A 16,681-nucleotide genomic window follows, 5' to 3' on the forward strand; every position below is an offset into this window, starting at 1 on the left:
ACGAGGAAATAAATTATGGGAATCCGTAAATACAAGCCGACTACCCCGGGCCGTCGTGGCTCGAGCGTAGCCGACTTTGCTGAAATCACGCGATCGACTCCGGAAAAGTCGTTGCTGCGTCCGCTGCACAAGACTGGCGGCCGTAACAACTCCGGTAAGATCACCACCCGTCACAAGGGTGGTGGGCACAAGCGCCAGTACCGTCTGATCGACTTCCGTCGTCACGACAAGGACGGCATCAACGCCCGCGTTGCCGAAATCGAGTACGACCCGAACCGCACGGCTCGCATCGCACTCCTGCACTACGTTGATGGCACCAAGCGTTACATCATCGCTCCTAACAAGCTGTCCCAGGGTGACTTCGTCGAGGCTGGTCCTGACGCTGACATCAAGCCGGGCAACAACCTGCCGCTGCGCAACATCCCGGTTGGTACCGTTATCCACGCAGTTGAACTGCGTCCGGGTGGCGGCGCCAAGATGGCTCGTTCCGCTGGTGCTTCGGTACAGCTCGTTGCCAAGGAAGGCCGCTTCGCCCAGCTGCGTCTGCCCTCCGGCGAAATCCGCAACGTTGACGTGCGCTGCCGCGCAACCGTCGGCGAGGTCGGCAACGCCGAGCAGTCGAACATCAACTGGGGCAAGGCCGGCCGTATGCGCTGGAAGGGCGTTCGCCCGACCGTCCGTGGTGTAGCCATGAACCCGGTTGACCACCCGCACGGTGGTGGTGAAGGTAAGACTTCCGGTGGACGTCACCCGGTTAACCCGAACGGCAAGCCCGAGGGCCGTACCCGCCGTCCGAACAAAGAGAGCGACAAGCTTATTGTTCGTCGCCGCCGTACTGGCAAGAACAAGCGATAGGAGCCTGGACACATGCCACGCAGCCTGAAAAAAGGTCCTTTCGTTGACCAGCACCTCTTTGTGAAGGTCGCACGGGAAAACGATAAGGGCACCAAGAACGTCATCAAGACCTGGTCCCGCCGTTCGATGATCATCCCCGACATGCTCGGGCACACGATCGCCGTACACGACGGACGCAAGCACATTCCGGTGTTTGTCACTGAGTCGATGGTCGGGCACAAGCTCGGCGAATTCGCTCCCACGCGGACATTCCGCGGCCATGTTAAGGACGACCGTAAGGGCAAGCGCCGCTAGGCGCCTGACTTTACGTCTTAGACGAGAGAAGGAAAGCAATGGAAGCCAAGGCTATTGCGCGTCACATCCGCGTAACGCCTATGAAGGCCCGGCGCGTCGTCAACCTTGTTCGTGGTAAGCAAGCGAATGAGGCTCTGGCAATTCTGAAGTTTGCCCCCCAGGCAGCTTCGGAGCCGGTATTCAAGGTACTTCAGTCGGCAATGGCCAACGCACGTGTCCTCGCGGACCGTGACGGCGTTGCATTCGACGACAGCGACCTGTTCATCAGCGAAGCATTCGTTGATGAAGGCCCGACCATGAAGCGGTTCCAGCCGCGTGCCCAAGGCCGCGCCTACCGCATTAGGAAGCGGACCAGCCACATCACCGTGGTCGTCGCAACCCCGGAGAAAGAGGAGGCTCGCTAAGTGGGACAGAAAGTAAACCCGCACGGGTTCCGACTCGGCATCACCACCGACCACGTTTCGCACTGGTTTGCTGACAGCAACAAGGCCGGACAGCGCTACAAGGACTTCGTCCGCGAGGACATCAAGATCCGTCAGCTCATGTCCACTGGCATGGAGCGCGCCGGCATCGCCAAGGTTGAGATCGAGCGCACCCGTGACCGTGTCCGCGTGGATATCCACACGGCACGCCCGGGTATCGTCATCGGTCGCCGTGGCGCCGAGGCAGACCGCATCCGCGGCGAGCTCGAAAAGCTCACTGGCAAGCAGGTTCAGCTGAACATCCTCGAGGTCAAGAACCCCGAGATGGAAGCACAGCTTGTTGCCCAGGGCATCGCTGAGCAGCTGACTTCCCGCGTGGCTTTCCGCCGTGCGATGAAGAAGGCCATGCAGTCCGCACAGCGTGCGGGTGCCAAGGGTATCCGTGTTGCTTGCTCGGGTCGTCTGGGTGGCGCAGAAATGTCCCGCTCGGAGTTCTACCGCGAAGGCCGTGTGCCCCTGCACACCCTCCGCGCGAACATCGACTACGGCTTCTACGAAGCCAAGACCACCTTCGGCCGCATCGGTGTGAAGGTTTGGATCTACAAGGGTGACGTAACCGCCAAGGAACTGGCTCAGCAGGCAGCTGCTGCTCCGTCCCGTGGCCGCGCAGGAGACCGTCCGGGCCGCCCGGGTGGCGACCGCCGTCGTCGTAACGACCGCCCGGCCGCTGACGCAGCACCGGTTGCTGCAGAGGCTCCGGCCGCTGAAGCTGCTGCTCCGGCAGCAGAAGGAGGAGAGGCTTAAATGCTTATCCCACGTCGAGTCAAGCACCGTAAGCAGCACCACCCGGGTCGTTCCGGCGCTGCAACGGGTGGCACCAAGGTCAGCTTCGGTGAGTACGGTATCCAGGCCCTGAGCCCGGCATACGTGACGAACCGTCAGATCGAGTCCGCCCGTATCGCGATGACCCGCCACATCAAGCGTGGCGGTAAGGTCTGGATCAACATCTACCCGGACCGTCCGCTGACGAAGAAGCCTGCTGAAACCCGTATGGGTTCCGGTAAGGGTTCTCCGGAATGGTGGGTCGCAAACGTCAAGCCGGGCCGGGTTCTCTTCGAACTCTCCGGTGTCAATGAAGAGGTAGCTCGCGAGGCCCTGCGCCTGGCAATCCACAAGCTCCCGTTGAAGGCACGCATTGTGCGTCGCGAAGGTGGTGAATAGAAATGGCAGTAGGGTCGAAGGATCTCGCACCCGCACAGCTGGACGGTTTCGACAACGAGCGTCTCGTTGAAGAACTCCGCAAGTCCAAGGAAGAGCTGTTCAACCTGCGTTTCCAGTCCGCCACCGGTCAGCTGGAAAACCACGGTCGCCTGCGTGCGGTAAAGAAGGACATTGCACGCATCTACACCGTTCTGCGTGAGCGCGAGCTGGGCATTCGTGCCGAGGTTGCCGCACCGGTTGTGGAAGCCAAGGAAGAAAAGAAGTCCAAGAAGGCTGCCAAGGCTGAAACTGCCGAAGCTGAAGCTGGAGAGGACGCCAAGTGAGCGAGAAGGAAACTGTGACGGAAGCAGCAGCCAGCGCTGAACAGCGCGGTTACCGTAAGACGCGTCGCGGCTACGTTGTCTCTGACAAGATGGAAAAGACCATCGTTGTTCAGGTTGAAGACCGCGTGAAGCACGCTCTGTACGGCAAGGTTATTCGCCGCACTTCGAAGGTCAAGGCTCACGACGAAGAGAACACCGCCGGCATCGGCGACCTCGTTCTCATCTCTGAGACCCGCCCGCTGTCCGCTACCAAGCGGTGGCGCCTGGTGGAGATCCTCGAAAAGGCCAAGTAAATCCGACGCCGGGCTTGCCCGGTTGGGATTCACTGGAAGGGTCCGCGTTCTGCAAGGAACGCGGGCCCTTCCGCGTTCCCAGCACGTTTCGGAAAGACCAGCGAAACATGCTAGGATATTGAGTTTGTATGGCGCCATTTGTGCGTCATCGACTACCTCGTAAACAATCGTGCCGCTGCATACTGCCCCGCGCAGAGTTTTCTGCAAGGGAAGCTGATGCTCGTGGCACGGGCGTTTAGGCCTGTTCTGGCAAAATCCAGGCAGGTCAAGAGACACCCCGATCAACCGTTCCGCAAGGCTCATTCCGTATGCATGATTTCGGTCTGAGAACCGGCGCGACGCAAGGAGTAAAAATTGATTCAGCAGGAGTCGCGACTCAAGGTCGCCGACAACACGGGTGCTAAGGAAATCCTTACCATTCGCGTTCTCGGTGGATCCGGTCGTCGCTACGCAGGCATTGGCGACGTCATCGTCGCTACCGTCAAGGACGCTATCCCTGGCGGCAACGTAAAGAAGGGTGACGTCGTCAAGGCTGTCATCGTTCGTACCAAGAAGGAACGCCGCCGTGCGGATGGTTCCTACATCAAGTTTGACGAAAACGCAGCTGTGATCCTGAAGAACGACGGTGACCCCCGCGGTACCCGTATCTTCGGCCCGGTTGGTCGTGAACTTCGCGACAAGAAGTTCATGAAGATCGTTTCGCTGGCCCCGGAGGTGCTTTAGTCCATGGCTAAGATCAAAAAGGGTGACCTCGTTCAGGTCATCACCGGCGCCAAGCAGGAACGTGGCGGCGACCGCGGCAAGCAGGGCAAGGTCCTGCGCGTATTCCCGGACACCAACCGCGTGCTGGTAGAGGGAATCAACCGCGTCACCAAGCACACCAAGGTCGGTCAGTCGCAGCGCGGCACCAAGACCGGTGGCATCGAGGTCGTTGAGGCTCCGATCCACGTTTCCAACGTTGCTCTGGTTGACCCGTCGACCAAGAAGCCGACCCGTGTTGGTTTCCGTCTCGACACCGTTGAGAAGGATGGCGCTACCAAGACCGTCCGTATCCGCGTGTCCAAGGCCACCGGGAAGGACATCTAATGACTGAGACTCTCGAGACTCCAGTAAAGATCGTTCCGCGTCTGAAGACGAAGTATGCAGAGACCATCAAGAAGTCCCTGCAGGACGAGTTCAGCTATGCGAACGTGAACCAGGTTCCCCGTCTGGTGAAGGTTGTTGTGAACATGGGTGTTGGAGATGCCGCCAAGGACTCCAAGCTGATCGACGGCGCTGTCCGCGACCTCACCCTGATCACCGGCCAGAAGCCGCAGGTAACCAAGGCCCGCAAGTCGATCGCACAGTTCAAGCTGCGCGAAGGCATGCCGATCGGTGCACACGCAACCCTGCGTGGAGACCGCATGTGGGAATTCGTGGACCGTCTGGTTTCGCTGGCTCTGCCGCGTATCCGTGACTTCCGCGGCCTCAACGGCAAGCAGTTCGATGGCAACGGCAACTACACCTTCGGTCTGACCGAGCAGGTTATGTTCCACGAAATCGACCAGGACTCCATCGACCGCGTTCGCGGTATGGACATCACGGTCGTCACCACCGCCAAGACCGACGACGAAGGCCGCGCGCTGCTCAAGGCGCTTGGTTTCCCGTTCAAGACCGAAAACTAACTACGTAACAGGTCCGGCAGCGCAGGCTCGCAAGAGCAGGCGCAGCGGAAACCGTTATGAGGAAGGGCTATAGCCCAAATGACTATGACAGATCCTGTCGCAGACATGCTCACGCGTCTGCGCAATGCAAACTCGGCATACCACGACACCGTGACCATGCCGTACAGCAAGCTGAAGGCACGCGTTGCTGACATCCTGAAGGCAGAAGGCTACATTGCCGGCTGGAAGGAAGAAGACGCCGAGGTTGGCAAGAAGCTGACCATCGACCTGAAGTTCGGTCCGAACCGCGAGCGTTCCATCGCTGGCGTCCGCCGCATCTCCAAGCCGGGCCTCCGCGTTTACGCGAAGTCCACCAACCTGCCGCACGTGCTGGGTGGCCTGGGTATCGCTATCCTGTCCACCTCTTCCGGCCTCCTGACTGACAAGCAGGCCGGCAAGAAGGGCGTGGGCGGCGAAGTCCTCGCGTACGTCTGGTAACGGGAAAGGAAGAGAATAATGTCACGTATTGGACGTCTCCCCATCACCGTTCCTGCCGGAGTTGAGGTCAAGCTCGATGGCTCCGTCATCAGCGTCAAGGGTTCCAAGGGAGAGCTGAGCCACACTGTAGCCAGCCCGATCGAGGTTTCCCTGGAAGAGAACACTCTCACGGTCACCCGCCCGAACGACGAGCGCAACTCGCGTTCGCTGCACGGCCTGACCCGCACCCTGATCGCCAACATGATCCAGGGCGTTACCGAGGGCTACGAGAAGAAGCTTGAAATCGTTGGTACTGGTTACCGCGTTCAGGCAAAGGGTTCTGACCTGGAGTTCGCTCTTGGCTTCAGCCACCCGGTTAACGTCTCGGCACCCGAAGGCATCACCTTCGTAGTAGAGGGTCCGACCAAGCTCTCTGTTGCGGGTATCAACAAGCAGCAGGTCGGCGAGGTTGCTGCCAACATTCGCAAGCTGCGCAAGCCTGACCCCTACAAGGGCAAGGGTGTCCGTTACGCCGGCGAAGTCATCCGCCGCAAGGTCGGAAAGGCTGGTAAGTAAACCATGGCCATCGCAATTAACAAGAAGCGTACGAACAAGAGCAAGTCTGCTGCACGCAGCCGTCGCCAGCTTCGTATCCGCAAGCGCATCACCGGTACGGCTGTACGTCCTCGTCTGGTCGTCAACCGTTCGGCCCGTCACATCTTCGTCCAGGTTGTCGATGACAGCAAGGGTGTAACCGTGGCTTACGCTTCCACCCTGGAAGCTGACCTTCGCGCACTCGACGGAGACAAGACTGCCAAGGCCAAGCGCGTCGGCGAGCTCGTTGCCGAGCGTGCCAAGGCTGCAGGCGTCGAAGCTGTTGTCTTCGACCGTGGCGGTAACAAGTACCACGGCCGCATCGCCGCCGTCGCTGACGGTGCTCGCGAAGGTGGGCTGGCACTGTGACCGTTGAAAATAACGAAAAGGACATTCAGGTGACTGAAGCTGTAGCTGCTGAAGCAACTGAGACCGCACCCGCTACCGATGACCGCCGCGGCGGACGTCGTGGCGAGCGCGGCGAGCGTGGCCAGGGCCGCGGCGACCGTGGTGGCCGTGGTGGCCGCGACGGCGGTCGCGAAGCCGAGAAGAGCCAGTTCGTAGAGCGCGTTGTAACCATCAACCGCGTTGCCAAGGTCGTCAAGGGTGGTCGTCGCTTCAGCTTCACCGCACTCGTCGTCGTCGGTGACGGCAACGGCATGGTTGGCGTTGGCTACGGCAAGGCCAAGGAAGTTCCCGCTGCTATCGCAAAGGGCGTTGAAGAGGCCAAGAAGTCCTTCTTCCGCGTTCCCCGCGTTGGCAACACCATCCCGCACCGTGTGCAGGGTGAGGCTGCTGCAGGCGTTGTCCTGCTGCGTCCGGCTTCCGCCGGTACCGGTGTTATCGCCGGTGGTCCGGTCCGCGCGGTACTGGAGTGCGTGGGTATCCACGACATCCTCTCCAAGTCGCTCGGTTCCTCCAACGCGATCAACATCGTTCACGCGACCGTTGCCGCTCTGAAGCAGCTCGAAGAGCCCGCTTCCGTGGCTGCCCGCCGTGGCCTGCCGCTGGACGAGGTTGCTCCGGCTGCTCTGGTGCGCGCGCTCCAGAACCAGAAGGCAGGTGTTTAGTCATGGCTAAGAACCTGACTCCCTCCGACGCCAAGTTGGAGATCACCCAGATCAAGGGCGTCATCGGCGCCAAGCAGAACCAGAAGGCTACCCTCCGGTCCCTCGGCCTGAAGCGCATCGGACACACCGTTGTCCGTGACGCCGACGCCGTGACCGTTGGAATGCTCAACACGGTTCCGCACCTCGTGAATGTAGAGGAGGCGAAGTAATGGCCGAGAACAAGACCGCCGCAGAGGCTGCTGAGAAGCAGAACGCTCTGAAGGTCCACCACCTGCGTCCCGCCCCGGGTGCCAAGACCACCAAGACCCGTGTTGGTCGTGGTGAAGGCTCCAAGGGTAAGACCGCTGGTCGCGGTACCAAGGGTACGAAGGCCCGCTACCAGGTAAAGGCTGGCTTTGCCGGCGGCCAGCTGCCGCTGCACATGCGCCTGCCGAAGCTGCGCGGCTTCAAGAACCCGTTCCGGGTTGAGTTCCAGGTTGTGAACCTGGACAAGCTCAACGAGCTGTTCCCGGAAGGTGGCGCTGTCACCGTTGAGTCCCTGGTTGAGAAGGGTGCCGTTCGCAAGAACCAGCCCGTCAAGGTCCTGGGCACTGGCGACATCACCGTCAAGGTTGACGTCACCGCCCACGCTTTCTCTTCCAGCGCTGCTGAAAAGATTGCTGCAGCAGGTGGAAGCACCACTGCTCTCTAAGAGCCAGTGGGGCTGATCCCCGTTGTAAAAAAGATCCCGGTATGCGGGGCTTCGGCCCCGTATACCGGGATTTTTTGCGTGAAAGTGGACTCTCGATTATTACGACGGCGTCACAAGCAGCTAGACTCGGTTGTTGGGTTTCATTGAGCCCATCCACATCCTTGTACTTTCTACTCAGGAGGACGCTTGCTAAGCGCATTCGGCCGGGCGTTTCGGACGCCTGATTTGCGACGCAAGTTGTTGTTCACGCTGGGAATCATCACAATCTTCCGCTTGGGAGCTTTCATCCCCTCGCCTGGTGTGAACTACCAGAATGTCCAGCAATGCTTGAACAACGGTGACACCTCGCAGGGCATTTACCAGCTGGTTAACTTGTTCAGCGGCGGCGCGTTGCTGCAGGTCTCGATCTTTGCACTGGGCATCATGCCCTACATCACGTCGAGCATCATCGTTCAGCTGCTCCGGGTGGTCATTCCCCGGTTCCAGCAGCTCTACGAAGAGGGCTCCTCGGGCCAGTCGAAGTTGACCCAGTACACCCGGTACCTCACCATCGCGCTCGGACTCTTGAACGCCACCACCCTGGTGTCCTTGGCGCGGTCCGGCCAGCTTCTTCCGGGTTGTAACCTCCCGATCATTCCTGATGACAGCATCATTACGACGCTGCTCATCATCATCACGCTGACGGCCGGTACGGGCCTCATCATGTGGATGGGCGAGCTCGTTACGGAGAAGGGTGTGGGCAACGGAATGTCGCTGCTCATCTTCACCTCCATTGCTGCAGGCTTCCCGCGTTCGCTTGGTTCCATTTGGGAGACGAAGGGGCCGGGAACGTTCTTCATCGTCCTGGCAATCGGCTTGCTCACGGTGGCCCTGGTGGTCTTCGTGGAGCAGTCCCAGCGCCGGGTTCCCGTCCAGTACGCCAAGCGCATGATCGGACGCCGCACCGTGGGTGGCACAAGCACCTACATCCCCATCAAGGTGAACATGGCCGGCGTCGTGCCCGTCATCTTCGCTTCCTCCATGCTGTACCTGCCGGGCCTGATTGCGCAGTTCAACCAGCCGAAGGCAGGGGAGCAGCTGGCGCCGTGGGTTGAGTGGATCAACAACAACCTCACCCGTGGCGACCACCCCATCTACATGGCGCTCTACTTCGCCATGATCGTGTTCTTCACCTACTTCTACGTGGCCATCACCTTCAACCCTGAAGAAGTGTCGGACAACATGAAGAAGTACGGCGGGTTCATTCCGGGCATCCGGGCGGGTAAACCGACCGCGGACTACCTGCAGTACGTGCTTTCCAGGATCACCTTGCCTGGAGCCTTCTACCTGGGCTTCGTGGCGTTGATTCCGCTGGTTGCACTCGTCCTGATCAACGCCAACCAGAACTTCCCGTTCGGTGGCACGTCAATCCTGATCATGGTGGGTGTCGGTCTGGAAACCGTCAAGCAGATTGATGCGCAGCTACAACAACGTCACTACGAAGGGCTTTTGCGATGACGAGAATGCTGATCATTGGACCTCCCGGTTCGGGTAAGGGTACGCAGGCTGAGCGGATTTCCGAGCGCCTCGGCGTAGTCGCCATCTCCACCGGCGACATCTTCCGTGCCAACGTAAAGGGCGAAACCCCTTTGGGCATTGAAGCCAAGAAATACATGGACGCAGGGGACTTCGTTCCGGACAGCGTCACGAACAACATGGTTCGCGACCGCCTGAGCCAGAGCGACGTCGAGAATGGCTTCCTTCTGGATGGTTACCCGCGCACCACCGCGCAGGTTGACTACCTCGACCAGATCCTCGCTGAAGGCGAGCAGGAGCTCGACGTCGTGCTCCAGCTGACTGCCGACGACGAAGAACTGGTGTCCCGCCTTCTGGGCCGTGCGAAGGAAACCGGGCGCTCTGACGACAATGAGGCCGTCATCCGTCACCGGCTGGACCTCTACCACGAGCAGACTGAGGCCGTTGTCGCCAAGTATGCCGAGCGCGGAATCCTGACGCAGGTAGATGGAATCGGCGGCATCGATGAAGTCACCGACCGCGTCCTGACCGCCATCGAGTCGGCCAAGGCCGTCTAGCAGGGATTTTCCACATAGCCGGCTTATCGGCGCTGGAGCAAAAGGGTGTGTCCCGTACCATTGGTGCGGGACACACCCTTTTCGTTTCGCGGCAGTTTTTGGGGGAACCGCATGCAAACAGCTCTTTCCGGACACAGCAGGATTGCAGGTTTGGAGGTCTACCTTCCACCTGCGCGCCTGGACACTTCCGCCGTCGAACGCCGTATTGGTGAGTCGAGTCCGGGGTTCCGGGTGCCCAAGGGCTTGATCTCCCGTGTTACCGGCATCCGCTCCCGGAGCGTCATGGCGGACTCCGAGCAAGCATCGGACCTTGCGGCCAATGCAGCGGCAAAGCTCCTTGCTGAATGCGGGCTTCAAGCTCCGGACATAGACCTGCTCATCTTCGCGTCCGCCAGCCAGGACATGGTGGAACCGGCCACGGGCCACATGGCCGCCGCCAAACTCGGACTCGGCTGCCCTGTGATGGACGTGAAGAATGCGTGCAACAGTTTCCTGAACGGCTTGGAGGTGGGCGATGCCCTGATTGCCACGGGCCGGTATGCCAAGGTCCTGGTGGTCACAGGGGAGTCGCCGTCGCGGGCGATCCGTTGGAGGGTTCCGGACTTTGACACTTTCGCGTCAAGCTTTCCCGGGTACACCATGAGCGACGGCGGCGCGGCAGTGTTGCTCGAACCTGCGGATTCAGCGGCACTGGAGACGAACCGACTTGAGGTCGGTCCGGGAGGCATTCTTGGCATGGGCTTCACTGCCCGCAGCAGCCACTGGTCGGTCGGCACCTTGGCTGCAGGTGGATCTGCGTATCCGCGCGATCCGGAAGCGACCTACTTCACCATGGACGGGGAGAAGCTCAAGGACGCGTTTCTGGATCTGGGCTGCGACGTCCTGGACGAAACATTGGATCGTCTGGAACTGCAGTGGACGGACTTCGCCGTGGTTTGTGTGCACCAGGTGAGTGCACCATACCGGGAAATCTTTGCGGAGCGGGCCGGTGTTCCGAGGGAGCTTCTGGTTCCATCGGTAGAGGACTTCGGAAATTTGGCCTCCGTTAGCTTGCCCCTGCAACTGAAACTTGCCGTGGACAGTGGCCGCTGCGGCCCAGGAGATCTCGTGGCCTTGGTGGGACTCGCCGGCGGCGTGAGCCTGGGCATGGCGGTGGTGCGGCTTTGACGCTGGAACGCCATCTGGGAAGCACGGCCCCTACACGGCCGCTGTCCATCGCTGTGCCCATGCTGAACGAAGAGAAGCTGGTCCGTCAGACGCTGGACTCTCTTGCGGCCCAAGAGCATCAGGACTTCACGGTGGTGGTGGTCGACAATGGATCGACGGACGCCAGCTGTTTGATCGTGGCAGAGTTCGCCGCGGCTCATCCCTACATGGATATCAGGCTTGTGCATGAAGCCGGGAAGGGGACAGGCGCGGCCGCAGACACGGGCATGCGCTTCGGTGTGGACCACGGCGCAACGTGGCTCGCCCGGACGGATGCCGATTGCCTCGCTGCGCCGGATTGGACCGCCAAAATTGTTCAGGCGTTCGACGACGGTTTGGAACTCATCGCCGGCCAGCTTGTGCCCCGCGCGGACGAAGGGATCAGTACCGGGGAGCGGAGGATGATGCTGCTCGCAGTCGAGATCGCATCCTTCTTCGGCCGGATCCGCCCCGGCAATAAGGGTGACGGGTACCTGGGACCTTATCAGATGCTTCCAGGGTGCAATATGGCGATCACGGCAGACATGTATCACCGTTCCGGTGGATTCCCGCGGACCAGCATAGAAGACCTCCATGAGGATCGCGCACTGTCCAACCGCGTGCGAAAGCTGACCCGCAATTACGCGTTGCGCCGGGATGTTGTGGTGTACGGCTCCTCACGGCGGGTCAAAGCCTGGGGCTTGAAGAACACCCTGGCTTGGTATGCGGACCACCGGTACCGCCCAGAGCACGTGGACATCCGGTGACGCCGTGATATCCAACGGCAGGATGTCCAGTGGCGTCATCAGCAAGGCCGAACGCTGGGAACAGCGTGTTCAGCTGGGGGCGCATCCTTTGCTGTACCCGGCGATCCGGGGGCTGGGCAGCATGCGGCCGGTGATGCGTTTGCCCGGCCTGGGGATCCTCGTCAGCGAAGCCGCCTTGGTGCGTGACGTCCTCATGGATAGCCAGCGTTTCATCAAGAACGGACCGTCGGGTTCGGGTGCGCTCTGGACTCCCGTAGTGGGGCCAAAGGCGCTGGTGAACATGGACGGCACCGAGCACAGGGAGCTGCGGCGCAAACTCGCCGACCTCTTCACTCCAGGCTCGGTGGCGGCGATTGTCGAGCCGGCTGCTGCTTCGCTTCATGATCGCTTACACCACGGATTGGACGCAGGTGGCCACGTGGATCTGGTGGACTGCGTCAAGGAGCTTGCCGGGGGAGTCATCTCCAGGCTGCTGGGCGTGCCGGATGATGCACCTGGCCGGCTGCCCGACACGGAACTCTTCAATTTAGGGTCTTCCATCTCTTCACTCGTCCGTCTGGGGCGCCCCACGCTGACGGTGAAGCAGATCGCGAAGGGAAGATCCGCCGTCGGGGTTTTGGCAGGACCGGCGACGGAAGCGTACCGGAAGAGCGACCCCCAAACGTTTCCCGGTCGGCTGCGGGCACTTGGCATGACCGAGGAGGAAGCCATGGGCATCATCAGCGCGTTCGTGATGGTGGGAACAGAGACGTTGGTGTCCTTTGTTCCGCGGCTGACTGCCCTGCTCGCTGACAGCGGACGCATTGCGGGCCTCGTTGAGGATCGGTCCGGTGTTGCCTTGGCCGTGAACGAGGCACTCCGGTTCACCGTGCCGTCCCCCATGATGCTGAGGGATGCTGTTTCTCCTTGCACCCTTGGCGGAGTCGCTATCCGGGCCGGAGACCGTCTTTTGCTATCGACTGTTCACGCCTCCAAGAGCCTGGGCGGATTCGAGCCTGGGATTCCCACCCCGCCGCACGCGCGTCAGCTTTGGTTCGGTGCGGGGCCGCACTTTTGCATCGGCATGCCGTTGGCCATGGCCGAGATCAATGCGACGCTGTCTTTGCTCCTGGACAGGTATGCCCGACATCCGTGGGTCGTCTCGTCCCGGCAAGTGAGCAAGCGTGTGCTCATTCCCGGATACAGGAAGCTGGAGCTGGTCAATGCCTGATGACGCATTGTTGGAAGATACCGTGTCCGGCACCGATCTCATCGAGGCCGTCCATGCCGCAGCTGGGCGCGTGCCAGATAGCCCGGCGATCACGGCGCCCGGCAGATTTTCCCCTTGGAACCATGCTCCAGGGCGACTACGGCGCCCAGGCCGGTTGCGACCAGGACGGACCATCACATACCGGGAACTGGTCAAAGGTATAGATGCTACTGCCCGGCATCTCCATGAAGATGGCTTCGGTGCCGGTGAACGGATGCTGTTCTCGGTCCGCCCCAGCCCAGCGGCGTTCATCCTGGCCCTGGGGGCCGTCCGCGCCGGTGGTTCTGTGGTGTTCATCGATCCAGGAATCGGACCATCGCTTTTCCATGATCGGGCCAGGCTGGCTGCCCCGCGTTGGGCTGCCGCTGAGTCCCTTCTGTACGCGCTGAGTACCAGGGGCCCATTGCGGCCGCTGGCCCGGCGGAGGGGATTGCTGCTGCCGGATTACGGAGCCATGGACGTCCGGCACTACTATTCCGGCCCCTGGCTCCCTGGCGTTCCCCGAGGCGCGACGCCGGTGAAGCGACTAGCCAGTGCGGCGCTTCTTAGGGATAAGGTTCCGCCTTCCACATCGGCTTCCTCCGCGCAGGAAGCCGTGATCATTTTTACGTCAGGGACCACCGGTGCGCCCAAAGGCGTAGTACATACACGGGGTTCGCTTGGGGCAGGATTCGAGCAGCTCAACCAGCGCTGTACCTTTGGCGAGGGGGATCGCATCCACTCCGAGCAGCTGATGATGGGCTTGCCGGCACTCATCGCCGGCGCGCACTGGACCATGCCCGGCTATGGCTTCTCCGCGCACATTGATCCTCTTCGCTTGGCACGCGAGCTTGGGCCGGTGGCTGGCAAAGAGGACTCGTACGACGGCGCGACGCACCTTTTCCTTGTGCCCTCCCAGTTGGCGCCCATTCTGGATGCGGTCGAGGACGGCAGCGTAAGGCTCCCAGGAACACTGCGGACAGTAATGCTTGGAGCCGCGCCGGTGCTGGCTCCGTTCCTGAAACGGGCAACGGCGCTGCTTCCCGGCGTCGAGTTCAAACTCATCTACGGCATGACGGAGTTGCTGCCAATCGCCGTCGCTGATGGTAGGGAGAAGCTGGCCTTCGCGTCTGGCGCTGAAGCCGAATTCACGTCGCCGGACGGCAGCGGCGAAGGTGATTTCCTCGGAGAGCCACTGCCCGCCGTCGGCATACGGGTGGGGGAAGACCACGAACTGTACGCCCGGGGACCGAACATGTGTCACGGATATCTGGGCGAGGAAGCCATGATTGAGCACGCCACCGGAGACCTGGTGCGGCTGGACCACGGTGCGGGAGGCCCCGGAACGGGTCCCGCGCGCTTGGTGATGATCGGGCGCAAGAAGGACATGATCATCCGGGGCAAGACCAACATCTACCCTGCACTGTATGAACCGCTGATCCATTCCGTGTCCGGAGTTCAGCAGGCCGTCATGGTGGGGGTTCCGGACGGGATCGGTGATGAAGCTGTGTGGCTGGCGGTCGTGCCTGCACAGGGGAAATCAGAGGCGCAGGGAGACCCAAGGGCAAAGGGGCAATCAGTGGGGCAGCTGAAAGCAAAGCTAACCAAGGTCCTCCCGGAGATGATTGACGAATCCGCTCTCCCCGATCACATCGAAATCCTTGATGCCATCCCTCATAGCGGGCGCCACAAAAAGCCGGACCGGGAAGCACTTCGACGCGACTTTGCCCGCAAGTCCGCTGACAAATCCGGGGCGCAGTGAAAATCGCGGTTACCGGGGCCACCGGTTTCATTGGGGGAGCAGTCGCTGCTGCCGCCGAGGCCCAAGGCTGGGAAGTTGTTCGTTTCGCACGGCGCCAAGGCCCTGCCCTGACGTATTGGGACCTAAATGGTGTGCCGCCTGGCCGATTGCCGGCCGTGGACGCTGTGATCCACGCCGCCGCGCACGTGGCGGACTGGGGCCCCGCCCGCACGTTCTACCGCACCAATGTGATGGGTACCCGTGCCGTGGCTGAGGCCTACCCAACAACACGACTGGTTCACATTTCCAGTTCAAGCGTCTACCCGTGGTGGGAGGCCTGCACCAACCGCGGCGAAGAAGACGTGGCTGTGCGCCACCTCAACGCCTACGCAAGGAGCAAGGCGCTCGCCGACGTGGAGGCCCGACGGCATCGCAATGCCGTGGTTCTTCGGCCCCACGGAGTTTACGGACCGGGGGACCGGACGCTGCTGCCGCGCCTGGTCAGCAATGTACGCCACGGACGGCTTCTCACCGTTGGCCATGCCGGTATTCGTCATCAACTCACGCACGTGGACAACCTGACAAGGGCAGCGCTGGCAGCTTGCCATTCCGATGCCCGCGGGGCTATCAACGTGGCCGACGCGAAGCCTGTGGAGCTCGGCACCGTGCTCAGGCAGGTGCTTGCTGTCACTGGCCATGCCGGGGTGGGCATCAGGTACGTCCCCGAGCCCGCTGCCATGGTTCTTGCCGGTATTTCCGAGGCCGCTGCCCTCGTTTCCGGACGGGCACCACGCCTCACGCGCTATGCCGTCAGCCAGCTCGGATGGGACAGAACCTACCGTTTGGACCGCCTCCGCGAAGAGCTGGGAATCGAACCAATTTCGACCATGCTCTCCGATGCGGGAAAATGGTTGGAGCACGGGGCCTGATCGGCTCCTACAGCAAACCATCCAGAGGAGAACATGGCGTTCGGTCAGCCCCGCATCGAATACAAAACCAACGAGCAAATGCGCAAGATGCACGAGGCAGGTTTGGTCCTCAGCCGTGCCCTTGACGCTGCCGTTGCGGCGGCCAAGGCAGGCGTCACCACCAAGGACCTCGACGACGTCTTCGCGGCAGTCCTGAATGACGCGGGGGCCAAGTCCAACTTCCTTGGCTACCACGGCTTTCCCGCCACCATCTGCACGTCAGTCAACGAGGAAGTCGTCCACGGCATCCCCGGGAACCGTGTCCTCAACGATGGCGACATTATTTCCATCGACGGCGGCTGCATCGTTGACGGATGGCACTCGGACTCCGCCCGCACCGTCATCGTTGGCACGGCAGATCCTGAGGACCAGCGACTCTCTGATGTCACCGAGGCCGCCATGTGGCGAGGAATCGCTGCCCTGGCCAAGGGCAAGTTCGTGGGCGATATTGGTAATGCCATTGATGACTACGTTTCTTCCGTCACCGGTAAGCCGCTGGGCATCCTGGAGGATTACGTGGGCCACGGGATCGGTTCGGAAATGCACATGGCCCCGGACGTCCTGAATTACCGCACCAATCACCGCGGCCCGAAGATCCGCCCGGGGCTGTGCCTCGCGATCGAACCCATGCTGGTCCGCGGTGGCATCGAGACTGCCACCTTGGACGATGACTGGACCGTTGTCACCACCGACGGCAAGCGGTCCTGCCAGTGGGAACACTCGGTGGCCGTGCACGAAAAGGGCATCTGGGTCCTGTCCGCCCCAGGCGGAGGCGCCGAGCAGTTGGCGCCGCTCGGCGTCGTGCCCGTCCCGATCCCGTAACCGCGCGAGGCCGGC

24 protein-coding genes are annotated in these 16,681 nt (G+C 61.4%); all 24 read left to right on the forward strand.

Features of this window, described 5'->3' with window-relative positions; genetic code table 11:
- Positions 1–15 precede the first annotated feature (15 nt).
- Positions 16–855 carry a 50S ribosomal protein L2 gene (gene rplB, locus ABIE18_RS14445; protein WP_011775592.1) on the forward strand — a complete coding sequence of 280 codons (840 nt, stop codon included), beginning with the start codon at positions 16–18 and terminating at the stop codon, positions 853–855.
- Positions 856–867: 12 nt separating this feature from the next.
- Complete coding sequence (rpsS, locus tag ABIE18_RS14450) at positions 868–1,149, forward strand: 30S ribosomal protein S19 (RefSeq protein ID WP_011775591.1); 282 nt, start codon at positions 868–870, stop codon at positions 1,147–1,149.
- Positions 1,150–1,187: 38 nt separating this feature from the next.
- On the forward strand, positions 1,188–1,553 hold the full coding sequence (gene rplV / locus ABIE18_RS14455; protein WP_090817766.1) for a 50S ribosomal protein L22: 366 nt from the start codon (positions 1,188–1,190) through the stop codon (positions 1,551–1,553).
- On the forward strand, positions 1,554–2,375 hold the full coding sequence (rpsC, locus tag ABIE18_RS14460; RefSeq protein WP_216925088.1) for a 30S ribosomal protein S3: 822 nt from the start codon (positions 1,554–1,556) through the stop codon (positions 2,373–2,375).
- Complete coding sequence (rplP, locus tag ABIE18_RS14465; protein ID WP_003803795.1) at positions 2,376–2,792, forward strand: 50S ribosomal protein L16; 417 nt, start codon at positions 2,376–2,378, stop codon at positions 2,790–2,792.
- 2 nt (positions 2,793–2,794) lie between these two features.
- A complete protein-coding gene (gene rpmC / locus ABIE18_RS14470) occupies positions 2,795–3,115 on the forward strand; it encodes a 50S ribosomal protein L29 (RefSeq protein WP_275959788.1) in 321 nt (106 codons plus the stop codon).
- Positions 3,112–3,408: a 30S ribosomal protein S17 gene (rpsQ, locus tag ABIE18_RS14475; RefSeq protein ID WP_142938371.1), complete on the forward strand. Its 297-nt coding sequence runs from the start codon at positions 3,112–3,114 to the stop codon at positions 3,406–3,408. Before rpmC ends, rpsQ begins: the two co-directional genes overlap by 4 nt.
- A 354-nt stretch (positions 3,409–3,762) precedes the next feature.
- Complete coding sequence (rplN, locus tag ABIE18_RS14480; RefSeq protein ID WP_003803789.1) at positions 3,763–4,131, forward strand: 50S ribosomal protein L14; 369 nt, start codon at positions 3,763–3,765, stop codon at positions 4,129–4,131.
- Between the two features lie 3 nt (positions 4,132–4,134).
- On the forward strand, positions 4,135–4,494 hold the full coding sequence (rplX, locus tag ABIE18_RS14485; RefSeq protein ID WP_062073171.1) for a 50S ribosomal protein L24: 360 nt from the start codon (positions 4,135–4,137) through the stop codon (positions 4,492–4,494).
- Positions 4,494–5,072: a 50S ribosomal protein L5 gene (gene rplE, locus ABIE18_RS14490; RefSeq protein WP_011775585.1), complete on the forward strand. Its 579-nt coding sequence runs from the start codon at positions 4,494–4,496 to the stop codon at positions 5,070–5,072. The genes rplX and rplE overlap by 1 nt, the downstream gene beginning before the upstream one ends.
- Before the next feature lie 78 nt (positions 5,073–5,150).
- Positions 5,151–5,549 (forward strand): 30S ribosomal protein S8, encoded by a 399-nt coding sequence (rpsH, locus tag ABIE18_RS14495; RefSeq protein WP_216925090.1) that lies wholly within the window; start codon positions 5,151–5,153, stop codon positions 5,547–5,549.
- Between the two features lie 18 nt (positions 5,550–5,567).
- Positions 5,568–6,104 (forward strand): 50S ribosomal protein L6, encoded by a 537-nt coding sequence (rplF, locus tag ABIE18_RS14500; RefSeq protein ID WP_144659422.1) that lies wholly within the window; start codon positions 5,568–5,570, stop codon positions 6,102–6,104.
- 3 nt (positions 6,105–6,107) lie between these two features.
- Positions 6,108–6,491, forward strand: coding sequence for a 50S ribosomal protein L18 (gene rplR, locus ABIE18_RS14505; RefSeq protein WP_223933973.1), 384 nt, complete (start codon positions 6,108–6,110; stop codon positions 6,489–6,491).
- Positions 6,492–6,520: 29 nt separating this feature from the next.
- Positions 6,521–7,192, forward strand: a complete 672-nt coding sequence (gene rpsE / locus ABIE18_RS14510; protein ID WP_431115938.1) for a 30S ribosomal protein S5 — start codon at positions 6,521–6,523, stop codon at positions 7,190–7,192.
- Between the two features lie 2 nt (positions 7,193–7,194).
- Positions 7,195–7,401, forward strand: coding sequence for a 50S ribosomal protein L30 (gene rpmD / locus ABIE18_RS14515; RefSeq protein ID WP_216925092.1), 207 nt, complete (start codon positions 7,195–7,197; stop codon positions 7,399–7,401).
- Entirely contained in the window at positions 7,401–7,883 is a 483-nt protein-coding gene (gene rplO, locus ABIE18_RS14520; protein WP_224164997.1) for a 50S ribosomal protein L15, read from the forward strand. The genes rpmD and rplO overlap by 1 nt, the downstream gene beginning before the upstream one ends.
- Before the next feature lie 186 nt (positions 7,884–8,069).
- Positions 8,070–9,380 carry a preprotein translocase subunit SecY gene (gene secY, locus ABIE18_RS14525; RefSeq protein WP_216925094.1) on the forward strand — a complete coding sequence of 437 codons (1,311 nt, stop codon included), beginning with the start codon at positions 8,070–8,072 and terminating at the stop codon, positions 9,378–9,380.
- Positions 9,381–9,385: 5 nt separating this feature from the next.
- On the forward strand, positions 9,386–9,955 hold the full coding sequence (locus tag ABIE18_RS14530) for an adenylate kinase (RefSeq protein WP_224091119.1): 570 nt from the start codon (positions 9,386–9,388) through the stop codon (positions 9,953–9,955).
- Positions 9,956–10,066: 111 nt separating this feature from the next.
- Positions 10,067–11,122: a 3-oxoacyl-ACP synthase III family protein gene (locus ABIE18_RS14535; protein ID WP_499723417.1), complete on the forward strand. Its 1,056-nt coding sequence runs from the start codon at positions 10,067–10,069 to the stop codon at positions 11,120–11,122.
- A complete protein-coding gene (locus ABIE18_RS14540) occupies positions 11,119–11,907 on the forward strand; it encodes a glycosyltransferase family 2 protein (RefSeq protein ID WP_499723418.1) in 789 nt (262 codons plus the stop codon). Before ABIE18_RS14535 ends, ABIE18_RS14540 begins: the two co-directional genes overlap by 4 nt.
- Complete coding sequence (locus ABIE18_RS14545) at positions 11,864–13,117, forward strand: cytochrome P450 (RefSeq protein ID WP_499723419.1); 1,254 nt, start codon at positions 11,864–11,866, stop codon at positions 13,115–13,117. The genes ABIE18_RS14540 and ABIE18_RS14545 overlap by 44 nt, the downstream gene beginning before the upstream one ends.
- Positions 13,110–14,897, forward strand: coding sequence for a class I adenylate-forming enzyme family protein (locus tag ABIE18_RS14550; RefSeq protein ID WP_499723420.1), 1,788 nt, complete (start codon positions 13,110–13,112; stop codon positions 14,895–14,897). Before ABIE18_RS14545 ends, ABIE18_RS14550 begins: the two co-directional genes overlap by 8 nt.
- On the forward strand, positions 14,894–15,805 hold the full coding sequence (locus ABIE18_RS14555) for an NAD-dependent epimerase/dehydratase family protein (protein WP_499723421.1): 912 nt from the start codon (positions 14,894–14,896) through the stop codon (positions 15,803–15,805). The genes ABIE18_RS14550 and ABIE18_RS14555 overlap by 4 nt, the downstream gene beginning before the upstream one ends.
- A 33-nt stretch (positions 15,806–15,838) precedes the next feature.
- Positions 15,839–16,666 (forward strand): type I methionyl aminopeptidase, encoded by an 828-nt coding sequence (gene map / locus ABIE18_RS14560; protein ID WP_499723422.1) that lies wholly within the window; start codon positions 15,839–15,841, stop codon positions 16,664–16,666.
- The last annotated feature ends 15 nt before the right edge of the window (positions 16,667–16,681 follow it).

It is taken from the genome of Arthrobacter sp. 2762 (assembly GCF_040548745.1).
Taxonomy (GTDB): domain Bacteria; phylum Actinomycetota; class Actinomycetes; order Actinomycetales; family Micrococcaceae; genus Arthrobacter.

What these genes read in the sequence shown, in the direction of transcription:
- rplB (WP_011775592.1), top strand. Translation starts at nt 16, where the DNA reads ATGGGAATCCGTAAATACAAGCCGACTACCCCGGGCCGTCGTGGCTCG.
- rpsS (WP_011775591.1), top strand. Translation starts at nt 868, where the DNA reads ATGCCACGCAGCCTGAAAAAAGGTCCTTTCGTTGACCAGCACCTCTTT.
- rplV (WP_090817766.1), top strand. Translation starts at nt 1,188, where the DNA reads ATGGAAGCCAAGGCTATTGCGCGTCACATCCGCGTAACGCCTATGAAG.
- rplP (WP_003803795.1), top strand. Translation starts at nt 2,376, where the DNA reads ATGCTTATCCCACGTCGAGTCAAGCACCGTAAGCAGCACCACCCGGGT.
- rpmC (WP_275959788.1), top strand. Translation starts at nt 2,795, where the DNA reads ATGGCAGTAGGGTCGAAGGATCTCGCACCCGCACAGCTGGACGGTTTC.
- rplX (WP_062073171.1), top strand. Translation starts at nt 4,135, where the DNA reads ATGGCTAAGATCAAAAAGGGTGACCTCGTTCAGGTCATCACCGGCGCC.
- rplE (WP_011775585.1), top strand. Translation starts at nt 4,494, where the DNA reads ATGACTGAGACTCTCGAGACTCCAGTAAAGATCGTTCCGCGTCTGAAG.
- rpsH (WP_216925090.1), top strand. Translation starts at nt 5,151, where the DNA reads ATGACTATGACAGATCCTGTCGCAGACATGCTCACGCGTCTGCGCAAT.
- rplF (WP_144659422.1), top strand. Translation starts at nt 5,568, where the DNA reads ATGTCACGTATTGGACGTCTCCCCATCACCGTTCCTGCCGGAGTTGAG.
- rplR (WP_223933973.1), top strand. Translation starts at nt 6,108, where the DNA reads ATGGCCATCGCAATTAACAAGAAGCGTACGAACAAGAGCAAGTCTGCT.
- rpmD (WP_216925092.1), top strand. Translation starts at nt 7,195, where the DNA reads ATGGCTAAGAACCTGACTCCCTCCGACGCCAAGTTGGAGATCACCCAG.
- rplO (WP_224164997.1), top strand. Translation starts at nt 7,401, where the DNA reads ATGGCCGAGAACAAGACCGCCGCAGAGGCTGCTGAGAAGCAGAACGCT.
- ABIE18_RS14530 (WP_224091119.1), top strand. Translation starts at nt 9,386, where the DNA reads ATGCTGATCATTGGACCTCCCGGTTCGGGTAAGGGTACGCAGGCTGAG.
- ABIE18_RS14535 (WP_499723417.1), top strand. Translation starts at nt 10,067, where the DNA reads ATGCAAACAGCTCTTTCCGGACACAGCAGGATTGCAGGTTTGGAGGTC.
- ABIE18_RS14545 (WP_499723419.1), top strand. Translation starts at nt 11,864, where the DNA reads ATGCGGACCACCGGTACCGCCCAGAGCACGTGGACATCCGGTGACGCC.
- ABIE18_RS14550 (WP_499723420.1), top strand. Translation starts at nt 13,110, where the DNA reads ATGCCTGATGACGCATTGTTGGAAGATACCGTGTCCGGCACCGATCTC.
- map (WP_499723422.1), top strand. Translation starts at nt 15,839, where the DNA reads ATGGCGTTCGGTCAGCCCCGCATCGAATACAAAACCAACGAGCAAATG.